The following is a 14,725-nucleotide window of genomic DNA, read 5'->3' on the forward strand; positions in this document are numbered from 1 at the left end:
GGATAAACGCTTTCTGCTTACCGTTCTCACTTGCGTGAAACCGACAAACAGTGAAGCTGACACTCACATCATCGAGCTAGACGCCCTAGTGAGCCGATATGCAAACGATCATTTAGTCGATCATCGACCAAACCGCCCGCATATCTCTTCAGTAAAACCATCAATGTCAAAGAGCCGAAGACAAAAATTACCAGCAGCACCCAATCCTCAGGTGCTAACCGCCAACCTAATCTTCCGAATTTCTATCACTTCAACCGCTCCAAACCGTCTCTTTCGATCCTGTCTGCCGCGGCTTCCGCGCCCCGCTGCGTCGTCTGCCGCTGCGGTGAAGCGGTATTTACGGAGAACACCCACAACCCGCAACCCCTTTTTTCACAAAAATAGACCAAAAACCAAAAAAATCAGCCAACCAACTGAAATTAAAGTATATATTTCGAACAGTTTTATGACGCCAATCCCCAACACACCCAAAACCACAGGAATCACCCGCCCCAACGCGAGAACAAACCCACCTCAAAGAGCCCCTGAACGGCCCATCAAACCCCAGACACCCCGAAGAAGCATCAGCAGGGTGAATGCCGCGATCCAGATCCAGCCTTCCTGAGAGATCACCTTCATCTGCCAGACATAATGCAGCACGCCCAAGCCGACGGCCGGATAGACCAGCCAGTGCAGGCGGCGCCAGTTTTTGCCCAGATGCCGGATCGAGGCCTTATTCGAGGTCAGCGCCAGAGGGATCATCAGCACAAAGGCGGCAATCCCGAAGAACAGATAGGGGCGGCGATAGAGGTCGGGCAGGAGCTGCCCCCAGAGCAGCGCCATATCCAGCACCACCCAAGCCGCCAGATGCAGCGCCACATAGAAGAAGCCCAGAAGCCCCGCGGCACGGCGATAACGCAGCAGGTTCACCCCCGTGGTTCGGCGCAAGGGCGAGATCACCAGCCCGCCCATCAGGAACCACAGCGCGATCTTGCCCAGACGGTGCTCGATCCCCTTGACCGGATCGACACCGATCCCGCCGGAAAGCACCAGCCACACCACCCAAGCCAAGGGGATCAGTCCCGCTATATAGACGAGCCATGTCGGCAGATGACGTGTGGCGCGATTGATCGGAGACGCGATAGCCAGCTGCATCAGTAGAACTTCCGCAGATCCATGCCTTTATAGAGAGAGGCCACCTGCTCGCCGTAGCCGTTGAACATCAGCGTCTCTTTCCGCCCGCCAAACAGCCCCGCGCCAATCACCCTCTCGGTGGCCTGTGACCAGCGCGGATGGTCTACCTGCGGGTTCACATTGGCATAGAAGCCGTATTCCTTCGGCTGCAGCGCCTGCCATGTATTCAGCGGCTGGTCTTTCAGAAGCGAGATCTTCACGATGCTCTTGGCCGATTTGAACCCGTATTTCCACGGCACGACCAGCCGGATCGGTGCGCCGTTCTGCTTGGGGAGGTCCTCACCATAAAGGCCGGTGGCCATCAGGGTCAGCGGGTTCATCGCCTCGTCCAGCCGCAGCCCTTCCTGATAGGGCCAGTCGATGCCGGAATACCCGCTCTGGCCGGGCATCTCCTTCGGGCGCAGCACCGAGGTGAACCCCACATATCGGGCGCCGGATTGCACACCGACGCTTTCCAGCAGGTCCGACAACTGGAACCCCGACCACGGGATCACCATCGACCAGGCCTCGACACAGCGGAAACGGTAGATACGTTCGCTGACGGTGACCATCTTCAGCAGATCCTCCAGCGCATAGGTGCCGGGCCTCTCGACCAGCCCGTCAATCTCCACCGACCAAGGGGTCGTGGTCAGCGCCGCCGCATATTTCTTCGGGTCCGACTTGTCCCAGCCGAATTCGTAGAAATTGTTGTAAGAGGTGATCTCCTCGAAGCTATTGGGCGTGAGCGCCTCGGCACGGGCTCCGCGCGGCAGGGCCGTGACACACGCCGCCCCGAGGCCACCAGCCATGATCTGGCGGCGGTTGAGAAACATCTCCTTCGGGGTGACATCCCGATCCTTGTAGATATCCCAGTCTTGGCGCATCATCGACCCTCCGGCTATAGGCATCTGGCAAAGCATACGGGGAAGTATACGGGCCGGACGGGGCAGAAGTTTCAGGCTTTGCGCAAAAATCCCTCACGATTTGGTCACCCCGCAGCCTGTAGGATCTTTACTCGGGCGGCCAGCCGCCCTATCTCTGCCCGATCATGGCTAAGAAACCGAGTTCCGAGAATAACGGCCTGATCGCCGAGAACCGTCAGGCACGCTACCATTACGCCGTCGAGGATACGCTCGAGGCGGGCATCGTGCTGACCGGATCCGAGGTCAAGTCCCTGCGCAATGGCCGCGCCAATATCGCCGAGAGCTATGCATCCGTCGAAGAGGCGGAGCTGTGGCTGATCAACGGCAATATCGAGAAATACGCTCAGGCCAAGACCTTCGGCCATGAGGAACGCCGCAAGCGCAAGCTGCTGGTGTCCAAGCGTGAACTCTCGCGGCTGTGGAATGCGACCCAGCGCGAAGGCATGACCATCGTGCCGCTGAAGATGTATTTCAATGAAAAGGGTCTGGTGAAGCTCTTGATCGGCATCGCCAAGGGGAAGAAAGTGGCCGATAAACGCGCCACCGAAGCCAAGCGCGACTGGGATCGCCAGAAGCAGCGCCTGCTCAAGCAGAACCTCTGACCTGACGCGCGGATGCAAGCTGCGGCTGTGCGGGCAAGGCAGCCTTGCCCGATCCGCCCTTGCACCCCCGATCCTCTTCCGTTTAATCAGGAAGCTGAGTAAAAGGGAGGGAGGCGCGCGATGGATAATCCGAAGATACTGGTATCGACCGACTGGCTTGAGGACCATCTGAAAAATCCCGATCTGCGGGTGATCGATGCATCCTGGTTCATGCCGGGGTCCGATAAGGATGCGAAGGCGGCGTATGACGCCTGCCATATCCCCGGCGCACGCTTTTTCGATATCGACGAGATTTCCGACCAGCGTTCCGATCTGCCCCATATGGCACCGCCCGCCGAAAAGTTCATCTCGCGGATGCGGGCAATGGGCGTGGGCGACGGCCATCAGGTGGTGATCTACGATCAATGCGGCATCTTCTCGGCACCGCGCGTGTGGTGGCTGTTCAAGCTGTTCGGCAAAGCCGATGTTGCGGTGCTGGATGGGGGCCTGCCGAAATGGCTGGCCGAGAACCGCCCCACCGAAGACATGCCGCCCGTGCTGCGCGAACGGCATATGACGGTGCAGCGTCAGGCGCAGCTAGTGAAGGATGTGACGCAGGTCGCGCATAGCTCGAAACTGGGCGATGCGGTGATCATCGATGCGCGTGCCGCCGAACGCTTTGCGGGCAGCCAGCCCGAGCCGCGCCCCGGTCTGCGGGCAGGCCATATCCCCAATGCGCGCAATGTGCCCTTCGGCACGGTTCTCAACGCGAACGGCACGATGAAATCCCCCGAGGACCTGCGCGCGATTTTCGAAACAGCAGGCGTCGATCTGGCGAAACCCGCCATCACGTCCTGCGGATCGGGTGTGACGGCGGCCGTGCTGGCGCTGGCGCTCGAATCGATGGGCAAATCGGATTGGTCGCTTTATGACGGCAGCTGGTCCGAATGGGGCATGTATAACGACCTCAGGGTCGCAACCGGAGAAGCATGATGTTCAGCAATCTCAAACCCACGCCGGCGGACAAGATCCTTGCCTTGTCCGGCCTCTATCGCGCCGATCCGCGCGACGAAAAGATCGACCTTGGTGTCGGCGTCTACAAGACTGCTGAAGGCAAGACCCCGATCATGTCGGCAATCTCGAAAGCCGAGAAGATCCTGCACGAGACCGAAACCACCAAAACCTATGCCAGCCTGATCGGCCAGCCGGATTTCCACGGCGCAATGGCCGCGATGGTGCTGGGCGAAGGCTATCCGGCGGACCGTCTGGCCTTCCTGTCGACCGTCGGCGGCACCGGTGCCTGCCGTCAGGCCTTCGAACTGGCGCGTCTGGCCAACCCCGAGATGAAAGTCTGGGTGTCGGACCCGACCTGGCCGAACCATATCGCCATCCTGAATTTCATGGGTGTCGAGGTCAAACCCTACCGGTATTTCGACAATGACGCCCGCGCGGTGGCCTTTGACGCGATGATCGAAGACCTCAAGCAGGCCAAGAAGGGGGATGTCGTCCTGCTGCATGGCTGCTGCCATAACCCGACCGGCGCGAACCTGACGCTGGAGCAATGGGCCGTGGTTGCCGAGACCCTGCTGGCAAACGGCGCGACCCCGATGATCGATCTGGCCTATCAGGGCTTTGGCGACGGTCTGGAAGCCGATGCCGCAGGCACCCGCCTGATGGCCGAGAAGATGCCGGAACTGATGATCGCGGCCTCCTGCTCGAAGAACTTCGGCATCTACCGCGAGCGCACCGGCTGTCTGATGGTGCTGGGCGATGCGGCCAATACCGCGATCACGCAGGACAATCTGGGCAAGCTGAACCGTCTGGCCTATTCCTTCCCGCCCTTCCACGGGCAGGCGCTGGTGGCGAAGGTCCTGACCGACCCGACCCTGCGTCAGGAATGGGAAGACGAGCTGGAATCCGTGCGCAACGGCATGCTGGGCCTGCGCGAGCAACTGGCCGCCGAGCTGCGCCAGTTGACCAATTCGGACCGGTTCGACTTCCTCGCCCGTCACCGCGGCATGTTCTCGCGCTTGGGGGCGACCGAGGCACAGGTGATGAAAATGCGCGAAGATAACGCGATCTATATGGTCGGTGACTCGCGTCTGAACATCGCCGGCCTGAATGAAAACTCGGTGCCGCTCTTGGCCAAGGCGATTGTCGCAGCCGGCGTCTGACCCGCAGATTGCATCTTTAAGACCTAAGTAGGCAGCCCCCGGGGCTGCCTTTTTTCATATATTGTAAGACGAATGCGGTAGAGTTACTTTGAGCAAACTTATAAAATAATAACCGTTTCATCCTAAGATGATGTCAGACAACAGAGGTTCCCTATGCCCAAAGCCCGCCTAGCCTATCTTCTGCACGACGCCTCGCGCGCCGTGCGCAGCCGCTTTGAAACCCATACGGCCGATATCGGACTGACATCTTCGCAATGGCGCCTTATGTCGATTCTCATGCGTGAAGGACCGCTGCCGCAGGCGCGGATTGCCGAGTTGATGGAAATCGAGCCGATCTCGGTATCGCGTCTTGTCGACCGGATGGAACAGGGCGGCTGGGTCGAGCGGGCCCCCTCCCCCAATGACCGTCGCGTGCGGCTGGTTGCGCCGACAGAAAAGGCCCAGAACACGTTCACCGAAGCCCGTAGCGCCGCTGACCGCGTTTATGCCGAATCCATGACCGGTATGCCCGAGGGCACCTATGAAGAACTGACCGACATTCTGGAAAAGCTGATCCACAACCTCAATACGCTGAACAACCAGCACCGTTGAGGCCACGCCCAGATCGCGACAGCCTTGTCCCGGGCGTGTTACAGGCGACGCCATCACATAGCAAAAGGCCCGGATCGCACGGATCCGGGCCTTTCTTCTAAGCGGTGATGCGCCCCTCTTACGGGTGATACGCGCTTTCGCCATGCGAGGTCTGGTCCAGACCCTGACGCTCTTCGTCTTGGCTGACGCGGAAGCCGACAAGGGCCTTGGTGATGTAGAGCAGGATGATCGAGCCGATCCCCGTCCACAGGATGGTCACACCAATCGCCTTGATCTGCGCCATGACCTGTGCCGCCATCGTGCCTGCCTCGACCACATAGCCGGTGCCGCCCAGCGACGGTGCGCACAGGATACCCGTGCCGATCGCGCCGACGATCCCGCCCACGCCGTGGATGCCGAAGACATCGAGGCTGTCGTCATAGCCGAACTTGTTCTTCACGGTGGTGACGAAGAAGTAGCAGAAGCCCGAAGCCACAGCGCCCAGAACAATCGCGCCAACCGGACCGGTGGTGCCACATGCCGGAGTGATCGCCACGAGGCCTGCAACCATCCCCGAGGCAGCCCCCAGCATCGACGCCTTGCCACGTGCCATCGATTCGATGAGGCACCATGCAAGGATCGCGCCAGCAGTGGCCACGAAGGTGTTGAACAGTGCCAGCGTTGCGCCGCCATTGGCTTCAAGGTTGGAGCCCGCGTTGAAGCCGAACCAGCCGACCCACAGCATCGCCGCACCCACCAGCGTCAGCGTCATCGAATGCGGTGCCATCATATCGCGGCCCAGACCGATGCGCGGCCCGATGAAGATCGCGGCAACAAGCGCAGCCACACCGGCATTGATATGCACCACGGTGCCGCCGGCAAAGTCGATTGCGCCCATGTTGAAGATCAGGCCTGCACCATCCCACACCATATGGGCGATCGGGAAGTAGACGAAGGTGACCCAAAGCGCCGAGAAGACCAGAACGCCCGAGAATTTCACACGCTCGGCGAACCCGCCGATGAACAGCGCCGGAGTGATTGCGGCAAATGTCATCTGGAACGCGATGAAGACATATTCCGGCAGCACGACACCGTCAGTGAAGGTGGCGGCGGTCGTGTCCGGCGTAACCCCTGCAAGGAACAGCTTGCCGAAACCGCCCCAGAACGGCGAGGTGCCGCCGCCAAAGGCCATCGAGTAGCCATAGACCACCCAGATCACCATCACCATTGCGCCGACAACGGTACATTGCATCAGAATCGAGAGCATGTTCTTGGTGCGCACAAGCCCGCCATAGAACAGTGCCAGACCGGGAACGAGCATGAAGAGCACGAGCAGGCTCGCGGTCATCATCCAGGCCACGTCGCCCTTGTCGATCACAGGCGCTGCCGCTTCCGTGGCGTCCTGTGCCAAAGCCGGCAGGGCCGACAGGGCGAATGCCGAGGCAAGCGCCGCTGATTTCAGCAATTTGTTCATTTCACCTATCCCTGTATTCCGTAACGCTTATAGAGCGTCTTCGTTGGTTTCCCCGGTACGAACGCGAACCGACTGTGCCACATCGAGCACAAAGATCTTGCCATCACCGATCTTGTCGGTTTTTGCGGCTTTGAGGATCGTGTCGACGACCTCATCCGCCAGACCATCGGTCACGACGATTTCAAGCTTCACCTTCGGCACGAAATTCACCGCGTATTCGGCGCCACGATAGATTTCCGTATGACCGGACTGCGCTCCGAAACCCTTGATTTCGGTCACCATCATGCCACGCACGCCGATGGAGGTGAGTGCTTCACGCACCTCTTCCAGCTTGAAAGGCTTGATTGCTGCAATAATCAGTTTCACGTTCGATCCCTTCCTGTATCCGCAGCTCCGCCTGCCGGATTCGATAGGCGGCACGCTGTCAGAAAGCCCATTTCTTAGGCATTGCACAAGCAAACCCTCATCGCCTCCTCACGATCCCGTGCCTTTCAGCGCAGGCAATATCCAATATTTAAGCAGCAAGATGAAAATTTAAGCGGACAATATACCGAATCGTGAGAACCATAATCTCCACAAAGCCTGCCCAGCCGTGTAAATTATCCGCAACGATCAAAAACGGAAACGAGCAGATGGCAAATAATGGCGGCCCGCGCAAACCGCTGGTGGCGGAACGACGCTACCCTCGCGGCGGCAAACCTGGACCGAAGAAGACCCCCCCGAAGAAATCCGCAAAACCGGCTCGGAAGCGTCCTGTGCGGCGTCACGGCCTGATTGTCGGATTGCTGCTGGGCCTTTTGAGGTTCTTCGGAAGCCTGCTGTTCAAGGTCACGTGGCGCGTCTTTGCCGTGATCGCCTTGGTGCTGGGTAGCTTCGTCTATTATTACTACACCCAGCTCCCGCCGCTCGAGACCCTGCTGGATGGCCGGACCCGCGGCTCTGTCACGATGCTCGACCGTGACAATCAGGTTTTCGCATGGCGCGGGGAAACCTTTGGCGGCCAGATTACCGCCAAGAACGTTTCGCCCTATCTGCGCGAGGCCGTCGTGGCCACCGAAGACCGCCGCTTCTACCATCATTTCGGGGTCAGCCCGCGCGGCATCGCCTCGGCGATCCGCATCAACCTCAGCGAGGGGCGCGGCCCCTTCTCCGGCAATGGCGGCTCGACCATCACGCAACAGGTGGCAAAGCTTCTGTGTCTGGGCGTCGAATATGACCCCAAGAAATGGAAGAACGAGGCCGAATATGAAACCGACTGCCGCTCGGGCGGGCTGACGCGCAAGATCAAAGAGATCCCCTATGCGCTGGCGATGGAAGCCAAGTATACCAAAAACGACATCCTGACGATCTATCTCAACAGGGCCTATCTGGGGGCGGGCGCGCGCGGCTTCGAAGCCGCCGCACAGCGGTATTTCGGGATCTCGGCAGCCAATGTGAACCCGCAGCAGGCCGCCATGCTTGCCGGCCTGCTGAAAGCGCCGACCCGCTATGCCCCGACCAATAATCTGGCACGTTCGCAGGCGCGGGCAGGCACGGTTCTGGCCCTGATGCACGAGCAGAAATTCCTGACCGATGCCCAGTATCAGGAGGCTGTGGCGCATCCCGCAACCCTGTCGGAAGCGGCGCAGAAACGTGCGGGCGGCTATTTTGCCGACTGGGTGATGGATGACATCCCGCCCTTCCTGTCAAGCGACACCACCGAAGACGTGATCGTGCATACCACGCTGGACCAACGGGTGCAGGCTGCCGCCGAAAGCGCGCTGAAGGATGTGTTCGACAACAAGGTCAAGGATGGCTCCAAAGCGGAAGCGGCGATCATTGTCATGAGCGCCGACGGGGCGGTCCGTGCGATGGTCGGCGGGCGCGAAAGCAAGGTGACGGGGGCGTTCAACCGCGCGACAATGGCCCTGCGCCAGCCCGGTTCGACCTTCAAGCCCTTCGTCTATGCGGCGGCGATGGATATGGGCTACACACCTGATTCCATCGTGCAGGACACACCTCTGACGCTGAACATTCCCGGCTCCGGCCCGTGGTCACCGCAGAACTACGAGCGCACCTATAGCGGCCCGATCACCCTGACGCAGGCGCTGACGCATTCGGTCAATGTGGCCACCGTGCGCCTGCAGGAAGAGGTGGGCCGCGATGCCGTGCGCAAAGTGGCGGAAGATTTCGGCTTCGGGCACAATCTTGCCAAGGGTCCGGCGCTGGGTCTCGGGGTGTCGGAATCGACCCTGATCGACATGACGGGGGCCTATGCGGGCATCCTCAATGGCGGCTCCTCGGTCCGGCCCTATGGCCTGACGGACCTGCGACTGAAGGGGGACCAGACCCCGATCTTCACCTCCGGCGGCGGCATCGGCGAGCGGGTCATCTCCGAGAAAGCCGCGCGCGAGCTGGTCTATATGATGCATTCCGTCGTCGAGAACGGCACCGGCCGCCGCGCCAAGCTGAACGGCTACGAGGTTGCGGGCAAGACCGGCACCACCCAGTCAGCGCGGGATGCATGGTTTATCGGCTTCACCGCCGATTACGTCACCGGCGTCTGGATGGGCAATGACAATAACAAGCCCCTGACCGGCGTGACCGGCGGCGGCCTGCCCGCCGAGATCTGGCACGAGGTCATGACCCGCGTCGAACAGGGGCAGGAATCGAAACCGCTGCCGATGGCCGACCCGTCGGAATGGCGCGGCCAGACCCAGCCCTATGACGGGCAAACCTATGACGGGCAGACCTATTCCAGCGATGGCACCGTCGTGTCCGGCTGGAATGCGCAGAACCAGCCGGTTCAGCAGCAAGAGCCGAATATCGCCGAAAAGATCATCAATGATGTTCTGGGGGCGATTACCGGAAAACGTTAGAGCTTTAACGAGATTCAACCCTTGCGGTAAATCTTCGGAAAGACCTCTGGGCAACACTGGACCCCGGCACCTCTTGAAACAGGTGCCGGGGTTCTTTTGCGACAACTCTGAAAGGGTGTCATGCCGGATCGTCGTTTTCTGAAGGGAAAGAAAGAGCTGAATGCCGAACGGCAGCGCGAGGCAGGGCTTCTGGTCAGCGTCGCGGTGTTCTCGGCTTTTGTGAACCTGCTGATGATGACAGGTCCGATGTTCATGCTGCAGGTCTATGACAGGGTGCTGGCTTCGCGTGCGGAGGAAACGCTGGCCAGCCTGTTCCTGCTGGTGGTGTTTCTTTACACGATCATGGGCACTCTGGATTTTGCCCGCGCCCAGCTGATGTCGCATGTGGCCAAACGTATGATGGGCCGTCTGGAATCGCGGGTTTTTGCCGCGGTGCTACGCCGCAATGCGCTCAACCCCGAAGATCTGGTCTCCAGTCTGGGTCTGGCCGATCTGGATGCCGTGCAGAAACTTCTGGGCTCGCGCATTCTGCTGGCCATCTTCGACATGCCTTGGTCACCGCTGTTTTTCATGGCCATCTTCATCTTCCATCCGCTGCTGGGACTTCTGGCATTGGGCGGCGGCGCGGTTCTGATTGCGGTCACCCTGCTCAACCGTCTGGCCACCCGTGGCCTCAGCCGCGAGGCCGCGAAAGCGCAAACCACCTCCAGCAGGCTGGGCACCTATTTGCGCGACGAGGCCGAACTGTTGCAGGCCTTGGGCATGCAGGGCGCCGCCTTCCGGCGCTGGCGCGACAGCCGCAGCCTTGCCACCCAAAGCGAGGCCCGCGCCGCCGACCGCACGAATGGCTTCACCACCTTTACCCGCAGCTTCCGGCAGCTTCTGCAATCCGCCATGCTGGCCCTGGGTGCCTGGGTTGTCTTGCGCGGCGAGATGAGCGCGGGGGCGATGATTGCCGGCTCGATCCTCATGGGGCGCGCCCTCAGCCCCGTGGAAACCGTCATTGGCGGATGGAGCGTCATCATGCGCGCCCGCGACGGCTGGAACCGTCTGCCGGAATTGCTTGATAGCAAGCCCACCGAAAGCAGCACGATCCCTTCGCGCCCCGCCGCGCGGATCTGGGCAAAAGACCTGACCGTTTTTCCGCCCGGCGCCCGCAAGCCCGCCCTGCGTGCCGTCAGCTTCCGGCTGGAACCCGGACAGGCGCTGGGGGTCATCGGGCCTTCGGGATGCGGCAAGACCACACTGGCACGGACCCTATGCGGCGTCAGGCCGATTGCCGACGGGCATCTGCGTCTGGACCATAATGAACTTGCGCGTTTCCAGTCGGACACGCTGGGCCAGCTTCTGGGCTATCTTCCGCAGAACGTTACACTTTTCGAGGGCACGATTGCGGAAAACATCGCACGCATGAAAGAGACACCGTCTCTCGATTCGGTGATCGAGGCGGCAAAGCGCGCCGATGCGCATGACATGATCCTTGATCTGCCGGACGGTTACGAGACACGGGTGCAGGGCGCGTCGGGGCCGCTCTCGGGCGGACAGATCCAGCGCATCGGTCTGGCCCGCGCGCTTTACGGCGATCCCGTCCTGCTGATTCTGGACGAGCCGAACGCCAATCTTGATGCTGATGGAAGCGCCGCACTCAACCATGCCATCCGCGAAATGAAGGCGCGGCGGGGCGCGGTGATCGTGATGGCCCATCGTCCGGCGGCCATTACGGAATGCGACATGCTGCTGATGCTGGACCGTGGTCAGGTCCGCGCCTATGGCCCGCGCCAAGAGGTTTTGTCCAAAACCGTGCGAAACGCCAAGGATATCAGCCAGATCGCCAGCTATGACCGGTCCAAAGCCCAGCCCCGTCACGGAGGCCCCCTCTGATGCGCTACGAACCTCAAACCCCGCTCCGGGTGGCCGACCTTTCCAGACGTCTGGCCCAGACCCCTCCCCGCCCGGTGACCCCGGCAAAAAAGCCCGTGCCTTCGGGGCAGATCGCCCCCAAAGACAGCGCCACCAAACGGCTGCTGCTTCTGGGCTATGCGGCGCTGTTCATTCTGGTGGTGATCTTCGGCAGCTGGGCAAGCCTGACAACCATCGCGGGGGCTGTTATCGTTTCCGGCCGTCTGGAATTCGACACGAACCGGCAGGTGGTGCAGCACCCTCAGGGGGGAAGGGTCGAGGAAATCTATGTGCATGACGGCGATAAGGTTGCCGCCGGAGATATTCTGATCCGGCTGGACGGTGGCGACATGCAATCCGATCTCACCATCCTCGAAGACCAGCTGTTCGACCTGCGGGCACGGCGCGCAAGGCTCCAGGCCGAAAGAATTGGCGCAGAGCAGGTGGCCCTGCCCCCTGTTCTGGCCGCGAAAGCCGCCAACCGTGCCGATTTGCGGAAGATCCTGACGGGCCAGTCCACCTTGTTCGATGCCCGCCGCGAAACACTGGCCCAGATGCTGTCCCAGCTGGATCGCAAAGCGCTTCAGGCCGCCAACCGGCTGACAGGGATCGACGCGCAGATCAACGCCATCGGGCAACAGCAAATGCTTCTGTCGCGCGAGTTACAATCGCAAAAAGGCCTTTTTGAACGCGGTCTGACCCAGCGCACACGCATTCTCTCTCTGGAGCGCGAACTGGCCAGTCTTCTCGGACAACGCGGCCAGCTTATCGCACAACGCGCCGAAACCGAGGAAGAGATCACCTCGACCGAAATCCAGAAGCTCCAAGCCACGTCCGAACGCCGCGTCGAAGCCGAGGACCAGCTGCGCGACATCGACCAGAAAGAACTGACCCTGATGGAGCAAACGCGCGATTTGCGAAACAAGATCGCGCTTCTGGACATCCGCGCGCCGATTGACGGGATCGTGCACGAGATGGCCATCACGACCCGTCTGGCCGTACTTCGTCCCGCAGATCCGGTGCTTTATCTTATCCCGCAAGACCGCCCGATGCTGATCGAAATTCGCGTGCCACCCATGAATATTGACGAGATACGGCAGGATCAGGTGGCCTCGCTGCGCCTGCCCAGCCTGCCCTCCCGCGAAACACCCGAACTCTCCGGTCGCGTTCTGCGGATTTCGCCCGACGCATCGGTCGATCCGGCCACATCAACCACCTATTACCGCGCGGAGGTGATGCCCGATGCTGCGGCAGAGGCAGAAATGTCCAAGATGCCGCTTCTGCCGGGCATGCCGGTCGAAGCCTATCTGCGCACCACTGACCGCACGCCCCTCAGCTATATTCTGGCACCTTTCATGAGCTATCTCGAACATGCCTTCCGCGAAAGTTGAGCTAGAGACGGTTCAGCAATCCAACGGTCGGCCAAGCATCGGCAGGCAACCCCAGAGCGGATTGCGCACCTTGTACGGCGGCCCGCGTCTTGCGGCCCAAGATGCCGTCCACCGCGCCGACATCCGCGCCACGGGCCGAGAGCTTTTCTTGTAAGATCTTGATCTGGGCCTTCGAAAGCCCCGGATCGGGATGGCCCGCCTCGAAAACCGGAGCCCCTTCCAGTCGCGTCGCGAAATAGGCCGCCGTCGTCACATAGACAAAACTCTTATTCCACTCGAACAGAACCTCGAAATTTGGGTAAGCAAGGAAGGCCGGCCCCTTGCGCCCCATCGGCAGGATCACGGCGGCAGACAATGCGGGGTCCAATACGCCATCGCGCGGCACCACCCCGCGCGCGACCCATTCCGAGATGGGCGCCGGATGATCCAGCCCGGTCCGCGCCCAATCCAGATCATCGGGTAACGTCACCTCTTGCAGCCAAGGCGCGTTCGGTTGCCAGCCCAGATGACGCAGCAGTCTGGCCGCTGACGTCAGAGCATCCGCCGCAGACCCTTTCAAATCGACATGCCCGTCCCCGTCGCCATCCACCCCGTTTTCCAGAATATCCCTGGGCAGCATCTGGACCTGCCCGATCTCGCCCGCCCATGCGCCACGGGTTCGCAAAGGGTCGAAATCCCCCCGCGCATACAGCTTTGCAGCCGCCATGACCTGTGGCAGAAACAGCTGGGGGCGGCGGCAATCATGCGCCAGCGTCAAAAGCGCATCGCGGGTCTTGTACGCCCCCTGCACCTGTCCGAAATCGGTTTCCAACCCCCAGAAAGCCAGAAGCACGCCACGTGAAACACCGTAATTCTGCTCGATGTCTTGCAGCAACGGGCCTTGTTTCACCGCTTGATACGCGCCGGTCTCAAGACGGTTCCGGCTGATCACCCGACGCGCGAAGTCATCGAAGTCCAACCGGAACACACCCTGCGCCCGATCCGCTTTCAGAACCTCCGGATCGATACGGGCCCCATGCAGAAATGCCTTCGCCTGAGAATCGCTTAGCCCCTCGGCCTGCAATTCAAGGGTCAGAGTGCTCAGAAAGGTTGTAAAATTGCCGCCACAGCCCGCCGCAGAAAGTGGCGCCGCGGCCACAGAACTTACAACCAGAAAAGAGAAAAACAGGGATTTCATCGTTATTTCCTTAGGTTATCCAAAAGCTTCACATCATCCACGGCTTTGCATCAGGTCAGAAATCTTGTGCGACTTCACTTGATTTTCACCATTAACGGCACAGAATTGATGCCAAGACCGCTCATCCGGAAGATGGAGGACCTGATGGAGTTCTTGCCCAAAGATATTGCCCAAGCCATGCGCGAGGCGCAAACCAAGACCGCGGGCCAACGTACGAGGCTGAGCCTGAAATCGGGCGAAAAAAGCTGGCCGATCCTGCGCCGCTGGCGTGGCGGGCTGGCGCTGAATGCCGATGAGATCGATCATCTTCGCGGCGAAGTCGCCCTGTATGAGGGCATCCGCCACATTGCCACGGGGCTGATCATCGCATCGGAAGTCGAGAATGGCGAACTGATCTGCACGATCAAGCGGGAAACCCCTGTGATGGACCGCGCGCCGCTGGATTTCGTGCGCGATCCCAATGCTCCGGCGGGCTACTTGCCAAGCGTCTGACGGAAATGGCCCCGACGACGGGGCCATTCACCGC

General features: G+C 60.7%; 13 protein-coding genes. 8 read left to right on the forward strand and 5 right to left on the reverse strand.

Annotated elements, in window-relative coordinates; translation table 11 throughout:
* Positions 1-513: 513 nt before the first annotated feature.
* The gene (gene msrQ / locus AC2ISB_RS11850; protein WP_486575156.1) at positions 514-1,134 is read right to left on the reverse strand and encodes a protein-methionine-sulfoxide reductase heme-binding subunit MsrQ; all 621 of its coding nucleotides are present in this window, start codon (positions 1,132-1,134) and stop codon (positions 514-516) included.
* Positions 1,134-2,039: a protein-methionine-sulfoxide reductase catalytic subunit MsrP gene (gene msrP / locus AC2ISB_RS11855; RefSeq protein ID WP_339108406.1), complete on the reverse strand. Its 906-nt coding sequence runs from the start codon at positions 2,037-2,039 to the stop codon at positions 1,134-1,136. The genes msrQ and msrP overlap by 1 nt, the downstream gene beginning before the upstream one ends.
* 161 nt (positions 2,040-2,200) lie before the next feature.
* On the opposite strand from msrP, the gene smpB reads away from it, so the two are divergent.
* From smpB to AC2ISB_RS11875, 4 genes are all read left to right on the forward strand, one after another.
* Entirely contained in the window at positions 2,201-2,677 is a 477-nt protein-coding gene (gene smpB, locus AC2ISB_RS11860) for an SsrA-binding protein SmpB (protein WP_339108407.1), read from the forward strand.
* A 120-nt stretch (positions 2,678-2,797) separates the two neighbouring features.
* Positions 2,798-3,649 carry a 3-mercaptopyruvate sulfurtransferase gene (sseA, locus tag AC2ISB_RS11865; protein ID WP_339108408.1) on the forward strand — a complete coding sequence of 284 codons (852 nt, stop codon included), beginning with the start codon at positions 2,798-2,800 and terminating at the stop codon, positions 3,647-3,649.
* On the forward strand, positions 3,649-4,830 hold the full coding sequence (locus tag AC2ISB_RS11870) for an amino acid aminotransferase (protein WP_339109449.1): 1,182 nt from the start codon (positions 3,649-3,651) through the stop codon (positions 4,828-4,830). The genes sseA and AC2ISB_RS11870 overlap by 1 nt, the downstream gene beginning before the upstream one ends.
* 153 nt (positions 4,831-4,983) lie before the next feature.
* Complete coding sequence (locus AC2ISB_RS11875; RefSeq protein ID WP_339108409.1) at positions 4,984-5,421, forward strand: MarR family winged helix-turn-helix transcriptional regulator; 438 nt, start codon at positions 4,984-4,986, stop codon at positions 5,419-5,421.
* 118 nt (positions 5,422-5,539) lie between these two features.
* On the opposite strand, the gene AC2ISB_RS11880 is transcribed toward AC2ISB_RS11875, so the two are convergent.
* Both AC2ISB_RS11880 and AC2ISB_RS11885 read right to left on the reverse strand, forming a co-directional pair.
* Positions 5,540-6,874, reverse strand: coding sequence for an ammonium transporter (locus AC2ISB_RS11880; RefSeq protein WP_339108410.1), 1,335 nt, complete (start codon positions 6,872-6,874; stop codon positions 5,540-5,542).
* Between the two features lie 27 nt (positions 6,875-6,901).
* Positions 6,902-7,240, reverse strand: coding sequence for a P-II family nitrogen regulator (locus AC2ISB_RS11885; protein WP_339108411.1), 339 nt, complete (start codon positions 7,238-7,240; stop codon positions 6,902-6,904).
* 266 nt (positions 7,241-7,506) lie between these two features.
* On the opposite strand from AC2ISB_RS11885, the gene AC2ISB_RS11890 reads away from it, so the two are divergent.
* The 3 genes from AC2ISB_RS11890 to AC2ISB_RS11900 all read left to right on the forward strand — a co-directional run bounded on the left by AC2ISB_RS11890 (position 7,507) and on the right by AC2ISB_RS11900 (position 13,022).
* Positions 7,507-9,732, forward strand: coding sequence for a transglycosylase domain-containing protein (locus AC2ISB_RS11890; RefSeq protein ID WP_406721404.1), 2,226 nt, complete (start codon positions 7,507-7,509; stop codon positions 9,730-9,732).
* 120 nt (positions 9,733-9,852) lie between these two features.
* A complete protein-coding gene (locus AC2ISB_RS11895; protein ID WP_486575160.1) occupies positions 9,853-11,613 on the forward strand; it encodes a type I secretion system permease/ATPase in 1,761 nt (586 codons plus the stop codon).
* The gene (locus AC2ISB_RS11900) at positions 11,613-13,022 is read left to right on the forward strand and encodes an HlyD family type I secretion periplasmic adaptor subunit (protein WP_339108414.1); all 1,410 of its coding nucleotides are present in this window, start codon (positions 11,613-11,615) and stop codon (positions 13,020-13,022) included. The genes AC2ISB_RS11895 and AC2ISB_RS11900 overlap by 1 nt, the downstream gene beginning before the upstream one ends.
* A 1-nt stretch (position 13,023) precedes the next feature.
* Here the strand turns inward: AC2ISB_RS11900 and AC2ISB_RS11905 are convergent, their stop codons facing one another.
* Positions 13,024-14,199: a lytic murein transglycosylase gene (locus AC2ISB_RS11905; protein WP_486575162.1), complete on the reverse strand. Its 1,176-nt coding sequence runs from the start codon at positions 14,197-14,199 to the stop codon at positions 13,024-13,026.
* A gap of 144 nt (positions 14,200-14,343) precedes the next feature.
* On the opposite strand from AC2ISB_RS11905, the gene AC2ISB_RS11910 reads away from it, so the two are divergent.
* Positions 14,344-14,691, forward strand: coding sequence for a hypothetical protein (locus tag AC2ISB_RS11910; RefSeq protein ID WP_486575164.1), 348 nt, complete (start codon positions 14,344-14,346; stop codon positions 14,689-14,691).
* Positions 14,692-14,725 lie beyond the last annotated feature (34 nt).

The organism is Thioclava sp. NS-SX20, from assembly GCF_057380695.1.

Excerpts from the sequence above, each read along its gene's own strand:
- msrQ (WP_486575156.1), bottom strand. The coding sequence starts at position 1,134 with ATGCAGCTGGCTATCGCGTCTCCGATCAATCGCGCCACACGTCATCTG.
- msrP (WP_339108406.1), bottom strand. The coding sequence starts at position 2,039 with ATGATGCGCCAAGACTGGGATATCTACAAGGATCGGGATGTCACCCCG.
- smpB (WP_339108407.1), top strand. The coding sequence starts at position 2,201 with ATGGCTAAGAAACCGAGTTCCGAGAATAACGGCCTGATCGCCGAGAAC.
- sseA (WP_339108408.1), top strand. The coding sequence starts at position 2,798 with ATGGATAATCCGAAGATACTGGTATCGACCGACTGGCTTGAGGACCAT.
- AC2ISB_RS11870 (WP_339109449.1), top strand. The coding sequence starts at position 3,649 with ATGTTCAGCAATCTCAAACCCACGCCGGCGGACAAGATCCTTGCCTTG.
- AC2ISB_RS11875 (WP_339108409.1), top strand. The coding sequence starts at position 4,984 with ATGCCCAAAGCCCGCCTAGCCTATCTTCTGCACGACGCCTCGCGCGCC.
- AC2ISB_RS11880 (WP_339108410.1), bottom strand. The coding sequence starts at position 6,874 with ATGAACAAATTGCTGAAATCAGCGGCGCTTGCCTCGGCATTCGCCCTG.
- AC2ISB_RS11890 (WP_406721404.1), top strand. The coding sequence starts at position 7,507 with ATGGCAAATAATGGCGGCCCGCGCAAACCGCTGGTGGCGGAACGACGC.
- AC2ISB_RS11895 (WP_486575160.1), top strand. The coding sequence starts at position 9,853 with ATGCCGGATCGTCGTTTTCTGAAGGGAAAGAAAGAGCTGAATGCCGAA.
- AC2ISB_RS11900 (WP_339108414.1), top strand. The coding sequence starts at position 11,613 with ATGCGCTACGAACCTCAAACCCCGCTCCGGGTGGCCGACCTTTCCAGA.
- AC2ISB_RS11905 (WP_486575162.1), bottom strand. The coding sequence starts at position 14,199 with ATGAAATCCCTGTTTTTCTCTTTTCTGGTTGTAAGTTCTGTGGCCGCG.
- AC2ISB_RS11910 (WP_486575164.1), top strand. The coding sequence starts at position 14,344 with ATGGAGTTCTTGCCCAAAGATATTGCCCAAGCCATGCGCGAGGCGCAA.